This window comes from Acinetobacter sp. Leaf130 (genome assembly GCF_001423205.1).
GTDB classification, from domain to species: domain Bacteria; phylum Pseudomonadota; class Gammaproteobacteria; order Pseudomonadales; family Moraxellaceae; genus Acinetobacter; species Acinetobacter calcoaceticus.
The window spans coordinates 387759-402036 of sequence record NZ_LMOE01000001.1; the positions used below are offsets into that span (position 1 = coordinate 387759).

11 protein-coding genes and 1 pseudogene are annotated in these 14278 nt (G+C 39.0%); 6 read left to right on the forward strand and 6 right to left on the reverse strand.

What is annotated here, in order from left to right; all coding sequences use genetic code 11:
- The first annotated feature begins 125 nt into the window (after positions 1-125).
- Positions 126-737, forward strand: coding sequence for a glutathione binding-like protein (locus ASF86_RS01625; RefSeq protein WP_056478752.1), 612 nt, complete (start codon positions 126-128; stop codon positions 735-737).
- Positions 738-795: 58 nt separating this feature from the next.
- On the opposite strand, the gene ASF86_RS01630 is transcribed toward ASF86_RS01625, so the two are convergent.
- Together ASF86_RS01630 and ahpF are read right to left on the reverse strand one after the other, a co-directional pair.
- Positions 796-1140 (reverse strand): hypothetical protein, encoded by a 345-nt coding sequence (locus tag ASF86_RS01630; protein WP_003652658.1) that lies wholly within the window; start codon positions 1138-1140, stop codon positions 796-798.
- A 174-nt stretch (positions 1141-1314) separates the two neighbouring features.
- Positions 1315-2935, reverse strand: a pseudogene (ahpF, locus tag ASF86_RS01635) (alkyl hydroperoxide reductase subunit F).
- Between the two features lie 268 nt (positions 2936-3203).
- On the opposite strand from ahpF, the gene ASF86_RS01640 reads away from it, so the two are divergent.
- Both ASF86_RS01640 and ASF86_RS01645 read left to right on the forward strand, forming a co-directional pair.
- Entirely contained in the window at positions 3204-3422 is a 219-nt protein-coding gene (locus ASF86_RS01640; RefSeq protein WP_003652655.1) for a DUF1653 domain-containing protein, read from the forward strand.
- Positions 3423-3467: 45 nt separating this feature from the next.
- Positions 3468-4055: an O-methyltransferase gene (locus ASF86_RS01645; protein WP_056478756.1), complete on the forward strand. Its 588-nt coding sequence runs from the start codon at positions 3468-3470 to the stop codon at positions 4053-4055.
- Here ASF86_RS01645 and ASF86_RS01650 read toward each other — a convergent pair.
- Positions 4032-5081 carry a helix-turn-helix domain-containing protein gene (locus tag ASF86_RS01650; protein ID WP_056478759.1) on the reverse strand — a complete coding sequence of 350 codons (1050 nt, stop codon included), beginning with the start codon at positions 5079-5081 and terminating at the stop codon, positions 4032-4034. The genes ASF86_RS01645 and ASF86_RS01650 overlap by 24 nt on opposite strands.
- Before the next feature lie 120 nt (positions 5082-5201).
- On the opposite strand from ASF86_RS01650, the gene ASF86_RS01655 reads away from it, so the two are divergent.
- Positions 5202-6395, forward strand: a complete 1194-nt coding sequence (locus ASF86_RS01655) for an alkane 1-monooxygenase (protein WP_056478762.1) — start codon at positions 5202-5204, stop codon at positions 6393-6395.
- Between the two features lie 50 nt (positions 6396-6445).
- Here the strand turns inward: ASF86_RS01655 and ASF86_RS01660 are convergent, their stop codons facing one another.
- A complete protein-coding gene (locus ASF86_RS01660; RefSeq protein WP_003652651.1) occupies positions 6446-6655 on the reverse strand; it encodes a KTSC domain-containing protein in 210 nt (69 codons plus the stop codon).
- A 253-nt stretch (positions 6656-6908) separates the two neighbouring features.
- A complete protein-coding gene (gene ahpC, locus ASF86_RS01665) occupies positions 6909-7472 on the reverse strand; it encodes an alkyl hydroperoxide reductase subunit C (RefSeq protein WP_003652649.1) in 564 nt (187 codons plus the stop codon).
- 352 nt (positions 7473-7824) lie between these two features.
- Between ahpC and hrpA the strand changes: the two genes are divergently transcribed.
- A complete protein-coding gene (gene hrpA, locus ASF86_RS01670; RefSeq protein ID WP_056478765.1) occupies positions 7825-11682 on the forward strand; it encodes an ATP-dependent RNA helicase HrpA in 3858 nt (1285 codons plus the stop codon).
- A gap of 94 nt (positions 11683-11776) precedes the next feature.
- The gene (locus tag ASF86_RS01675) at positions 11777-12883 is read left to right on the forward strand and encodes a beta-ketoacyl-ACP synthase III (protein WP_056478768.1); all 1107 of its coding nucleotides are present in this window, start codon (positions 11777-11779) and stop codon (positions 12881-12883) included.
- 103 nt (positions 12884-12986) lie between these two features.
- On the opposite strand, the gene ASF86_RS01680 is transcribed toward ASF86_RS01675, so the two are convergent.
- Positions 12987-14243: an OprD family outer membrane porin gene (locus ASF86_RS01680; RefSeq protein WP_056478771.1), complete on the reverse strand. Its 1257-nt coding sequence runs from the start codon at positions 14241-14243 to the stop codon at positions 12987-12989.
- Positions 14244-14278: the final 35 nt, after the last annotated feature.

Sequence of the window (14278 nt, forward strand, 5' to 3'; positions counted from 1 at the left end):
CAAGAATATTAGATGGTGTAAGTATTTTATAAGTTTACGCTTTTTTACAATTAAAGAATTGTGCAAACCTTGCAGGTTTTCTAGAAGCAATTTAAAACGTTAATATGAGATAACAAGGATCAGATATGAAATTATATTATTCGCCAGGCGCATGTTCTTTAGCTGCACATATTATTTTAAATGAAATTAATGTTGATTTTGACTTAGAACGGGTAAATTTAAAAACTCATAAAACAGAAAAAGGCGCAGATTATTACGAGATTAATCCAAAAGGATATGTACCCGCTTTAGAAATTAACCCAGGTTTAATGTTAACTGAAAACGTTGCGATTTTACCGTTTCTTGCTCAGCATGACCCTAAGCAGGATTTAATTCCGCCATCTGGGATGGGCCGTGCGAAAGTATTGGAGTGGTTGGGGTATTTGAACTCTGAATTACATGATGCTTATGCAGTTTTCTTTGGGGTGCCTTTAACAACTGATGAAAAAACCAAAGCTTATGCAGAAATTGATCATCTTTTAAAATATATCGATAATTATTTGGCTGAATCTGATTATGATTATTTGGTAAATGATAATTTTGGCCCAGCAGATGCTTATCTATTTGTTTTAACAAATTGGTCAAACTCAATTGAGCATGATTTAACACCATATAAACATATTATTGCACTACGTAATAAAGTAGCAGAGCGTCAATCTGTACAAATTGCGATGCGTGATGAAGGTCTAATTTCATAAAAGATTTTAAAAGCAAAAAAAGCCCCTAATAAATAGGGGCTTTTTTTGTTAAAGACAATTAGTTTTGAGCATCTTTTTTTACTTCAGCAGCGGTATTTTCAACAGCTTGAGCTGTATCAGCAGTTGCCTTACGAGCAGTCGCTTCAGTTTTTGCAGCAGCTTCAGCGGTTGCATCAGCAGCATGGTCAGTTGCAGCGTCGATTTTTGCAGTAGCATTATCAGTTGCAGTAGCAATATCGTCTGCAGCTTTGTCACCAGCAGATTTGATATCTGCACTTGCTTGTTGAGCTGCATTTTCTAAGTGTTCACCCGTTGTCGCACCTGTTTCTGGAGCTTTATCTTTATTACATCCAACAAGAGCAACGGTCGCAGCAAGACCTAAAGCAACAAGTAATTTATTCATTGTGTTTTTCCTTCTAATTTATGGCATCCAAAATTATGGATGTCTAAAATATAAACATAAACTAACTGATTAATAAAGATCGAAAATTGTTAAAGAGTTGTAACTCTAATATTAAAGAAGCCTAGCATTTTGTAATGCTAGGCTTGAGTTAAATAATAATGGTTTGACCTGTTTTTATTGCCCAGAACGGATAATGTAATCAAATGCAGAGAGTGATGCTTTAGCACCTTCACCTGTGGCAATAATGATTTGTTTGTACGGAACTGTAGTACAGTCACCCGCAGCAAATACACCTTTTACATTGGTTTCATTGCGGTCATTCACAATGATCTCGCCACGATTGGTTAATTCAAGCTCACTATCTTTCAAGAAGTCAGTGTTTGGCAATAAACCAATCTGGACAAAGATCCCTGCAAGCTCTACCACATGCTCTTCATCAGTGGCACGGTCTTTATATTTAAGACCTGTCACTTGTGATCCGTCACCTAACACTTCTGTACTTAAGGCATTCATAATCACAGTGGTGTTTGGCAAGCTATGCAATTTGTTTTGCAAGACTTGGTCTGCACGAAGTTTAGTGTCGAACTCAACCAAAGTGACATGCTCAACAATCCCTGCAAGGTCAATTGCAGCTGGTTCAGGCCCATAGCTCTCCATGCTCAACAATCCCTGCAAGGTCAATTGCAGCTTCAACACCAGAGTTACCACCACCAATCACGGCAACACGTTTGCCTTTGAACAAAGGACCATCACAGTGTGGGCAGTACGCGACACCACGGGTACGGTATTCTTGCTCACCCGGTACATTCATTTCTCTCCAACGTGCACCTGTTGAAAGGATTACTGTTTTCGATTCAAGCTTTGCACCGTTTTCAAGTTCAACTTCAACCAGACCATTTACGGTTTGATCTGCACCAACGATTTTGCTGACACGTTGCAGGTTCATGATATCAACATCATATTCACGAACATGTGCTTCCATCTCGGCAGCAAACTTAGGACCTTGAGTTTTTTGAACAGAAGTGAAGTTTTCAATGTCCATGGTGTCCATCACCTGACCACCAAAACGTTCAGCCACGATACCTGTGTTAATGCCTTTACGTGCTGCATAAATAGCAGCAGTTGCACCTGCAGGTCCACCACCAATCACTAACACATCAAACGTATCTTTGGCATTAAGCGCTGCTGCATCTTTTTCAGCAGAGTTGGTATCAAGTTTCGCTACGATTTCTTCAAGTGTCATACGACCCTGACCAATGTGTTCATTGTCTTGGAACACCATTGGAACCGCCATGATTTTGCGTTGTTCAACTTCGTCTTGGAAGAATGAACCATCAATCATGGTTGCAGTTGTGTTCGGGTTATAAATTGCAATCAGGTTAAGCGCCTGTACCACGTCCGGACAGTTATGACAGCTTAGCGATACAAACACATCAAAGTCAGCTTTGAGGTTTAAACCTTTAATCTGGTTCAACACTTCATCAGAAACTTTAGGAGCATAGCCAGACACCTGTAACAGTGCCAAGATCAAAGATGTAAACTCATGGCCCATCGGTAAGCCAGCAAAGAACACACGAGGTTGTTCACCTGCTTTAGCCACACCAAAGCTTGGACGACGTGTATTGTTGCCATCAAAACGGGCAGTGACCTTGTCAGAAAGTTCAGCAATTTCGGTAACTAGTTCTTTAATTTGAGCAGCTTTATCTGATTCATCCAAAGCAGCAACTAATTCGATTGGACTTTCTAAACGTTCTAGGTAAGCTTTTAATTGAGTTTTAATGTTTTGATCTAACATCTGTTTTTACTCCAATGCATCCAAATTCTTTCAATAGATGCATAGTACGTTAAAACATAAAATAGGTAAAACAGTATGTTTTTATAGATTTGATCGGTTTTTTGAATGTAGTGTGGTGCTCATAAACAATATCAATAATTTAAAGCGGTAATTTGTCTTTAAGTGTCCTTTATTACTCTTTTTTATCTTTTAAAGTGAAAGTATTTAAAAATTTATATATGTTATATGGCTGTAAAGATTTTATGTCATAACATTAAAAGGTACTTTCATGTCATTGCAACGCGGCATTTATCAGCATTATAAAGGTAATCTCTATCAAGTTTTTTCTGTGGCAAAACACAGTGAGACTGAAGAGGAGCTAGTCGTTTATCAGTGTCTTTATGGTGACTATTCAACTTGGGTGCGTCCACTAGATATGTTTACTGAAACGGTTCAAGTGGCTGATGGAAGTATCGTACCGCGGTTTAAGTTAATTCAGAGCACTTAACTCAAACGGCTGTCATATAAAATAACGATTTTAAAGGGTGAATATATGCCAAATACTTTTTTCTTACAAAGAGTTGCAGATTTATATGACACCTTTAAACGGCATGATGCCCAGCAGGCAGATCGCTTGCTGCGTTATCGCAATATTGAGGCTGAGTCTGCAAAATTACTGTCGCAATTTATTCGTATGCAGCAAGCCAAGGCTATTTTAGAAATCGGTACGTCAACGGGTTACTCAACTTTATGGCTAGCTGAAGCCGCTCAGGCAACTGGTGGGCAGGTGACTACAGTTGAAATTGATGCAAAGCGAAGTGCTGAGGCGAAACGCCATGTTGCTGAGTTAGAGCTTAGTGAAATCGTTCAATTTTGGGTAGGCGATGCAGCTGATTATTTAAAAGAAGCGCAGGAAACCTTTGATTTTATTTTGTTAGATGCTGAGCGCAATGCTTACGAGAATTATTGGCCAGATTTAAAACGTTTGATCAAGCCAAAAGGTGGCGTACTCATTATTGATAACGTCATTTCACATGCGGCTGAAGTAAAGTCATTTCTGGAACTGATTAAAAATGATCAAAACTTTATGAGCAGTATTTTGCCGGTAGGCGCTGGTTTATGTATGGTGGTTCTGAAGTAGGTTCACTTTCTTTAGATATTCTTGCCGATAAGCTTGCGGACTACAGCCCTGTACTTTATTAAATGCACGGGTGAAATTGGCAGGATTGGAATACCCCAGCTCATAGGCAATATGAGTAATGGTAAAGGCAGAATTCTCTAATAAATCAATGGCACGCTCAGTGCTGATCTGTTGCTTTAAAACTTGAAACTCAACACCTTGTTGCTGCAAATAGCGTTGTAGGGTTTTGGTAGAAATGTTTAATACTTTGGCACATTCCATAAGAGTTGGGACTTGGTTGGCTTGTCGCAACATCATGCTGACCCATTCCACAATTTCACCTTGATGATAGATCTTCTGGATTTGTTCCTGACAGCGTTGCTCAACTATTTTTAAACTATGCGCGTCAGCTAAAGGCAAGGGCAGTGCCAATTGTTGCTGATCAATCACCACGCGTATACCCAAAAGCCACGTATAGTTAAAGTGGAAATTGGCTTTCACTAAGGATACGTAACGTTCTTGATAGCTTGGCTCTGGAACACTCAAATACACTTGGTAGCGTTGTAATTGCTGACCTGCCAACTCTAACAGGCTGTAGTAAAACGCCACAGCAATCGCTTCAATATGAAAGGTCAAACACTGCTTATTCATCTGCAAAATCGGTTCGAATAATAGTTCAACCTTTTGCTGATTGGTCGGAAACTGAATACTGAGCTTAAAACTCGGCATAATCAGTCTAAAATATTGGGCAATCAGTCTAAGTGCATGTTCCAAATTAGGACTAGTCATTAGCGCATAGCCCACTAGACTATGTGAGCTGAGTTTTATATTTTTACCCAATTCAAAGGCCAAGTCTTGAGTATTGGGCAGACTCAAACCAATCTTAATGAATTGTTCAATTTGTTGAATCGATAATAACTCTGTTTTTGCCAGTTCTTGCTGCAACGTCACCAACAAATCATTATTGTATTGATGCGTGCTGATTAAAATTTCAATCAGCCGTAAATAATAACGTGATGGAATAACAGGAATCTGTTGCTTCTGCACAAGAAAAACTCAGTAAAGTCTTAAAATGATAATAGCAAGTCTTGAAATGATAATATAGAGAAGCTATGAAGGAACACAATCAATTCAAGCAAAGCATTTTGTGTTTGATTGGAGTTTCTAATGAATATGCATACTCAACTGGATGTCGAGCAAGCGACAACAACATTTAAGGACAAAAAACGTCATTTATGGCTATTGGGTTTGGCTGTACCGACCATTGCCATGGGTGGCCTAGCGGGCTATCAATTTGGTCCTAAAAAAACTAAAAAGTTCTTCGCTTCATTTGGCCCATTATTTCTTCATGGTGTTATTCCAGCATTGGATAAATTGATTGGTGAAGACACCGAAAATCCACCATTAGATGCAATCGCAGATTTAGAAGCTGATCCGTATTATGCTCGTATAGTTAAACTTTTTATTCCTTTGCAATATGCGACCAATATCTATGGGGCATATTTAGCCAGTCGTAAAAATACATCTCTTGCTGATCAGGTTTTACTGGGAACTTTGGTGGGAATGGTCAATGGGATTGCCATTAATACTGCCCATGAACTTAGCCACAAGAATGGACAGCTTGAACATTATTTATCTCATTTAGCGTTAGTGCCCTCGGGTTATAACCATTTCCGAATTGAACACCCATATGGACACCACCGTCGAGTTGCAACACCTGAAGATCCAGCATCTTCGCAATTTGGTGAAACCTTCTGGAAGTTTTTGCCGCGTACCGTAATTGGTAGTTTTAAATCGGCAATCGAAATTGAAAAGAATCGTTTAGAACGTAAGAAATTGCCTTTCTTCTGTAAGGAAAATGAGCTGATTCATGGTTGGGCGATGTCTGCTGTGTACCATGTAGCCATGTTTGCGAAATTTGGTACGCGTTCTATCCCATTTCAAGTCACTCAAGCCGCTTATGCAGTAACTTTGTTTGAATCGGTGAATTATATTGAGCATTATGGTTTAAAGCGTGCAAAGAAAGAAAATGGGCAATATGAACGTACTTTGCCAGAGCACAGCTGGAACAATAATAATGTGGTGACCAATTTGTTCTTGTATCAATTACAACGCCATTCAGATCATCATGCTAATCCAACTCGCAGCTTTCAGACCTTACGTCACTTTGAAGATGCGCCGCAATTACCAGCAGGTTATGGTGCAATGATTCTGCCTGCATTTATTCCATCTTGGTGGTCAAAAATTATGGATGATCGCGTTGTAGAGCACTATAAGGGCGACCTCAGTAAAATCAATATGCATGTTGATGTGAAGGATAAAATGCTAGAGAAATATATTGAGCAAAATCACGCGGCTTAAATAGTTGAAAGATATAAAACAGATCAGCCCAAGCGGGCTGATTTTTATGATTAAGCAGAAATACAGAGCCTTTTAAAATGCAGATCAAACTCAAGATATTTGTGAACAAATGCGGTTTTATCATTTGTACGTAGCAAATTATTGTAGATAAACTCTGGAACGGGATGATAGAGCTCACCTGAGCCATTGCTATAGAAAATTTTTAAATAGCGTGAAGAAACATCGTATTTCCAAGAGGTTACAACAACAGATTTTTCCATATAACTACTCCTACTTTTATTTGATCTTTTAGTACATATATAAAAACTCTTTTGTTTCATCATTTGACAGTACTCTAAGTTAAGCAGACTGACAATTCATAAATGAATGTTGCTATAAATTTATAAGTATAAGAATTGTAAAAAATTAGCTATAAAATTTTGGTGCGGATTAGGGCTTAGATTTATAAAAATAACCAATAAAAAAACCACCCTAAAAAGGGTGGTCTCAGACGTATTGGTCTAATCTAAAAAATTAGATTTTACCAACTAAGTCGATAGATGGAGCAAGAGTTGCTTCGCCTTCTTTCCATTTAGCTGGGCAAACTTCACCTGGGTGGGCGTGAACGTATTGAGCAGCTTTAACTTTACGAAGAAGTTCAGACGCATCACGACCGATACCACCAGCGTTAAGTTCAACGATTTGGATTTTACCTTCTGGATCGATAACGAAAGTACCGCGGTCAGCTAAACCTTCAGATTCGATAAGAACGTCGAAGTTTTTAGAAAGAGTCCAAGTTGGGTCACCAACTAATGGATATTGAATTTTTTTGATTTCTTCAGAAGTGTCGTGCCAAGCTTTGTGCGTGAAGTGTGTATCAGTAGATACAGCATAAATTTCAACACCAAGTTTTTGGAATTCAGCGTAGTTGTCTGCTAAGTCACCAAGTTCAGTTGGACAAACGAAAGTGAAGTCAGCTGGATAGAAGAATACAACAGACCACTTACCTTTAAGGTTAGTTTCGTTAACTTCAACAAATTGGCCGTTGTGGTAAGCAGTTGCTTGGAATGGTTTAACTTCAGTATTAATCAAGCTCATCATTGTCTCCATGATTGAGGTTTATATTTAAACTTGTTTACGAGATGTAGAATAAATAAAAATTCTTTATTGGGGAAATAGTATTTTTACATGACTAAAATCGGAAAAATGAATAAGTGATAAATTTGCGATTTTTAAGTCCCCAAATACTGTACTCGATTTGACTGCAAAAACATGTAAATCAAATGACAGTTATAGTAAAAGAAACTTGCCTAACAACATGAAGTCTCGTTAGTGAGAATTCAAGGGTAAAATGTAAAAAAATTAAAAATATATCAAAAACCAATTGTTTTACCTTATGCACATTAAAGCGTAAAATAGTGGATTGTTGTATTTTCAGGAAAGTTTGTTTGTGCAGAATGGTTTAAATATAGATCAGTGGGTGATGGCAAGAGATCGTCACTGTTTAAATCGTTTACGTAAAGATAAAAAAGCCAATACAGCAGAGATTGAAAAATTATTTGAACAATCTAATGCCAAAGTAAGACAGCGCTTTGCACGTTTACCTGAAATTAAACTAAATCAGGAACTACCGGTTTCTCAATATGCTGACCGCCTAATTGATGCAATTCAAAAGCATCAGGTCATTATTGTGGCAGGTGAAACAGGTTCCGGTAAAACCACTCAGCTTCCCCAAATTGCAATGTTAGCAGGTCGTGGCTTAACAGGTATGATTGGTCATACACAGCCACGCCGTTTAGCAGCACGTAGTGTGTCGCAGCGTATTGCTGAGGAAGTCGGCGAAAAGCTTGGCGAGTCGATTGGTTTTAAAATCCGATTTAATGAACAAGGTTCGCAAGATTCGATCGTCCGGTTAATGACCGACGGTATTTTACTTGCCGAGTTAGGCAATGATCGCTTCTTGTCTAAATATGACACGATCATTATTGATGAGGCGCATGAACGCTCACTCAATATCGACTTTATTATGGGCTATTTAAAGCAGTTACTGCCAAAACGCCCAGACCTTAAAGTTATCGTGACTTCTGCAACTTTAGATGTAAATCGTTTTAGTAATTACTTTAATGACGCACCAATTTTTGAAGTTGAAGGGCGTAGTTATCCAGTTGAAGTGCTTTATCGTCCAATTTCAGAGATGAATATTGGCGGAAGTGACGACGATGAGTTTGATGATTTTGAAGAAAATCTACCACGTGCAGTGGTACAAGCGGTTGAAGAATGTTTTGCCGATGCCGAAGCAAAAGGTCATCCTGAACATGCCGATATTCTGATTTTCTCAAGCACAGAGCAAGAAATTCGTGAATTACAGGAAACCTTGCAAAAGTACGGGCCAAGACATACCGAAATTTTACCGTTGTATGCGCGCTTAGCTGTTTCTGAACAACAAAAGATTTTTAGTCCAGGTGGTAAAGGTCGTCGTATTATTATTGCGACCAACGTAGCCGAAACTGCGCTTACTGTTCCAAATATTCGCTATGTGATTGATAGCGGTTTTGCCCGTATTTCTCGTTATAACTATCGATCACGTGTACAACGCTTACCGATTGAAGCCATTTCCCAAGCTGCTGCCAATCAGCGTAAAGGGCGTTGCGGTCGTATTGCTGCCGGTGTCTGTATTCGTTTATACAGCGAAGAAGACTTTTTAAGCCGTCCAGAATTTACCGAACCAGAAATTAAACGAACTAATTTAGCTTCCGTTATTTTGCAAATGCAAAGTTTGGGTTTAGGTGAGTTAGAAAACTTCGATTTTATTGAACCGCCAGATTTCCGTCTTGTGAATGATGGTCGAAAGCTCTTGATTGAGTTAGGGGCAATGAATGAGAAGAAAAATGAGCTGACCAAAGTCGGGCAAATGATGGCACGTATGCCGATTGACCCACGTTTAGCGCGTATGATTATTGGTGGTGCACATTTTGGTGTACTCAAAGAAATCTTGATTGTGGTGAGTGCTTTAGCGGTTCAAGATCCTCGTGAACGCCCAGCAGACAAACAAATGCAGGCTGACCAAAAGCATGCATTGTTCAAAGAAGCAGATTCAGATTTTCTGTTTTATTTGAAACTTTGGGATACTTTAAATCCTAAAGGTGAAGCAAGTATGTCTGAAAATAAACGACGTCAGTTTGCTAAGGAGAATTTTTTAAGTTGGTTGCGTTTACGTGAGTGGAAACAAACGCATCAGCAATTAGTTGAATTAGCAGAAGGTTTAAAACTCAGCTTTAATGAAAAAGATGCAAATTATGAAAATTTGCATCGTGCGTTGCTGACTGGCTTACTTTCTTTCATTGCCAATAAAACAGATGAACGCAACACCTTTATGGCGGTGCGTCAGCAAAAGGCAAAAGTTTTTCCGGCAAGTACTTTGCACAAAACCAATACCTCTTGGGTGATGGCTTTTGAGATGGTCGAAACGTCTCAGGTATATTTACGTACTTTAGCCAAAATTGATCCTGAATGGATTTTGCTCGCTGCACGTGACTTGTTGAAATATCACTATTTTGAACCACATTGGTCTAAGAAAGCTGGGATTGTAAATACCTACGCGCAAATTTCTTTGTTTGGTTTAATTATTGAACCAAAACGGTTAATTAATTTTGAAAAAGTTGATCAGCCTGCTGCACATGAGATTTTCTTACGCGATGCATTAACCACAGGTAATTTGGGTACAGTTCCACCATTTTTAAAACACAACTTACTTAAACTTGAAGAAGTGGAGCGAGTTGAAGATAAGTTGCGTCGCCGTGATTTAGTGGTTGATGAAGAAACAATTTATCAGTTCTATGCCTCTAAAATTCCCGAAGAAATTGCAAGCCGTTGTAGTTTTGAAGACTGGCGAGCGACGGTAGAAGCAAATAATCCACGTTATTTATTTGTTGAGGATGATGCGCTTTGGCTCAATGATCGACCAACTACGCAGCAATTTCCAGATCATCTGCATAATGGGCAGCTACGTTTAGCGACGACATATCATTTTGACCCAAGCCATGACGAAGATGGTGCAACTGTTCAGATTCCTGTTCAGGCACTACCTCAGGTTGATGAAAATATTTGGTCATGGGGAATTCCGGGTTGGCGCCAAGACTTAATTGAGGCTTTACTCAAAGCCTTACCTAAAGACAAGCGTCGTAATGTGGTGCCTATTCCTGATACTGCTCGTAAGCTCATGCAGGGCATTGATGCAGTGCATTTACGCGAACATATTTTTAGTTATTTAGCTTTTGCCTTACGTGGCGAGCAAATTATAGACAAAGATTTCTCGTTTGAACGCATTGATCCATATTTGGTGCCGTTCATTAAAGTCATTGATGAAAAAGGTAAGTTGATTGCCAAAGGTCGTGATCTGCCAGAGTTAAAAGCACGTTGTCGTGTGGAAACGCATCGTCCAGTAAAACAGCAAAAAGGTGAGTTTAAAAACTTCCCTGACAACTTTACTTTTGAGGCTTCGCACAAGGTCACAGGTGTTGTTGTGAAACAATATCAGGCTTTAGTGCCGACCAAAGCTTTTGCTGAAACTGATGCTAAAGATGATTCTGGTATTGTCATCCAGACTTTTAATGATCAGGCTGAAGCCATTAAACACCATCGCGAAGGCATTATCCGTCTGGTACACATGCAACTTGGTGACTTGGTTCGTCAGTTGAAAAAGCAGATTTCAAAACCGCTTGCTTTAGCTTACTCACCTTTGGGCGATAAAGCTAAACTTGAGCAGATGTTGGTCTATGCAACTTTGCAAATGGCAATTACAACTCTGCCAATTAATGCAGATGAATTTAATAAACTGCTTGAACAGGTCAAAAAGCAATTTTTGAGTTATGGTCAGCAAGCTCTTGAGCAATTGAGCGAGATTTATATTCAATGGCAGCAAATTCGCCGTCAGCTTTTGGTGCTTGATCCAGAGATATTTGGGCGAAGTATTGATGATATTGAAGATCAGTTAGATTTAATGTCACTTAGCAATTTTGTTTATTGCCAGCCTGTCGATCTTTGGCAGGAATACCCGCGTTATTTGAAAGCGCTGCTATTGCGTTTAGACCGATTGCCCAATAATCTACAGCGAGATCATGCAGCAATTGACGATGTCGATCCATGGATGGACAAGGTGTTTAAATTAAAAAGTGATCCTAAAATCAAAGAGTTGTATTTAATGTTGGAAGAATTTCGCATTTCTTTATTTTCTCAACCGATGAAAACCAAGATGCCTATTTCACCAACTCGACTGCAAAAGTTATGGGATCGTTTGGGAATCAGTTAAAATAGATATGGGTCTGTTTATGTTGTTTTTAGCGAACAACGCAATTTATAAATGAAAGATTAACAGACCCTTTTCATTTTTTTAGGAGTTTTACATGGGCATTCGTATTACAGGTACTGGGCTATTTCATCCAACAGAAACCATTTCTAATGAAGAACTGGCCGTCAGTTTAAATGCTTATGTGGAACAATATAACCAAGACAATGCAGAGAAAATTGCATCTGGTGAACTTGAAGAGTTACGTGGTTCAAGTGCTGAATTTATTGAAAAAGCTTCTGGTATTAAAAGCCGTTACGTAATCGAAAAATCAGGAATTCTCGATCCGACTCGTTTACGTCCTCGTTTGTCTGAGCGTTCAAATGATGAGCTGTCTCTTCAGGCTGAATGGGGTGTTATTGCGGCTAAACAAGCAATGGAAAATGCAGGGGTTACTGCTGAAGATATTGATGTCGTAATTTTGGCATGTTCAAACATGCAGCGTGCTTATCCGGCTGTAGCGATTGAAATCCAGTCGGCGCTAGGTATTCAAGGTTATGCATATGACATGAATGTTGCATGTTCAGCTGCTACTTTTGGTTTGAAACAAGCGGCAGATGCAATTCGTTCAGGCGCTCGCCGTGTTTTATTGGTGAATGTTGAGATTACCTCTGGTCACCTAGATTACCGTAACCGTGATTGTCACTTCATTTTTGGTGATGTTGCGACAGCTTCTATTATTGAAGAGACTACGACTAAAACTGGTTTTGAAATTTTAGATATTCATCTATTTACTCAATTTTCAAACAACATCCGTAATAACTTCGGTTTCTTAAACCGTAGCGAAGATGCAGTAGTTGATGACAAGTTATTCCGTCAAGATGGCCGCAAAGTATTTAAAGATGTTTGTCCACTCGTAGCAAAAATCATTAATGCGCAGTTAGAAAAAATGCAGTTAACTGCAAACGATATTAAACGTTTCTGGTTACACCAAGCCAATGCCAACATGAATGAATTAATCTTGAAATATGTTGCTGGTAAAGAGGCAGATTTAAGCCGTGCACCAATTATTTTAGATGAATTTGCCAATACCTCTTCAGCAGGTGTGATTATTGCTTTGCACCGTACAGGGCATGAAGTGGATAATGGTGAATATGGTGTGATTTCATCTTTTGGCGCAGGCTATTCAGTAGGTTCGATTGTTGTACAAAAGCACGTTGCTTAAGTTGCTAGATTAATTAAAAACGCTCGTAAGGGCGTTTTTTTATGAGTGAAATAATATAAAAAAGCGAGCCAAAAATAGCCCGCTTATATTGAATTAAAAGTTATTAAAACTTTTTGGTGTAGTTTACAAACAAGCGGTCTTCACCAAAATCATTGCCATGTTTTACGTTGTAATCAATGCGAATGTATTGCAGAGCAACACCTTTTAAGAACGGCTGTTGAAACGCATAGTTTAAAATCAAGTTCGACTCGGTTTCATGGTTTTTCTCACCATTGGCTGCTTTAAAGTCATGCCCATACACATATTTCACCATTGCGTTTAAACCAGATACATAATCTTTAAAGTCGTAGCCGTACATGACATGGTAAGACTTTTCATCTTCTTTAAAGAAACCAGTAGCATTCCAGTTAATGAAATAGGTTTCCGGTAAGAAACCATCCGGTAGTGGGTAAGCCGATTCGCCAATAATTTGTTGGTATCCTAAACCAAAGGTATGGTTTTTCACTTTAAGCGTTTCTAGTACTCCGATGTTCTGCGCATCAATATCAAAAGTATTGCCATCATCTTTTGCATTGAAGTATTTAAACTTTGAAGTAAGAGCGAAATTAGGTTGTTTCCAATTATGCTCAAGCCCAACATAGTGTTTGTTATAGAGGTCTTCTAAATTACCAAAGTAGTACTCACCCTTGAGTGACGGCGTAAATTGGTAGCGTAGGTCAATATAATTTAAGCCATCAGATTCTTTGGTAATTCCATTTGCCGTAAAAGAAAACTTTTTAAAGTCCTCTTCATTTCGTGGCGAGACTTTTTCAACCCGACCAATTTCGGCATAAAGCTGATCCGAAAGTTGCGACTTTAAATTGGTTCCCCAATAAGAAGCGAGCAATTGTCGGCTGGCATCGACAGCGGTTACAGGTAAATCGAGCCAGAGTTCACCGACACTTAAAAGGGTTTTGTCATAGCCCAATTTTAAAGTGGCGCCGTATTTTAGGAAGTCGGATGCCTGAGATTGTGTTTCTTTACTAAAAGGCAAAACTGTATCGGCGACATGCTTGTCCGAACTTAGGCGCACGGCGTATTGAACAGAAGCATCTGCACCAATCGTAATAGGTTTGTCTGCAATTTGCAGCGGAGTGTCATGCATTTTCGATTTATAAAATAATGATGCTGCCTGAGACCAGCTACCCGTATCTTTGAGGGCATCATTATCAAAATTACGGTTGATATAGGCATTTTTTAAAGTGAATTTCCATTCATCTTCGGGCTGCTGATTTGGATTTGCAGCGAATGAATTGCCACACATCAACACTAAGGTTGCGAAAGTTAAAGCACATGGCTTAAAGCGGTGTAATAATTCCATAATCCATTTCCGTGATATATGCGCCAGTCCTAGGC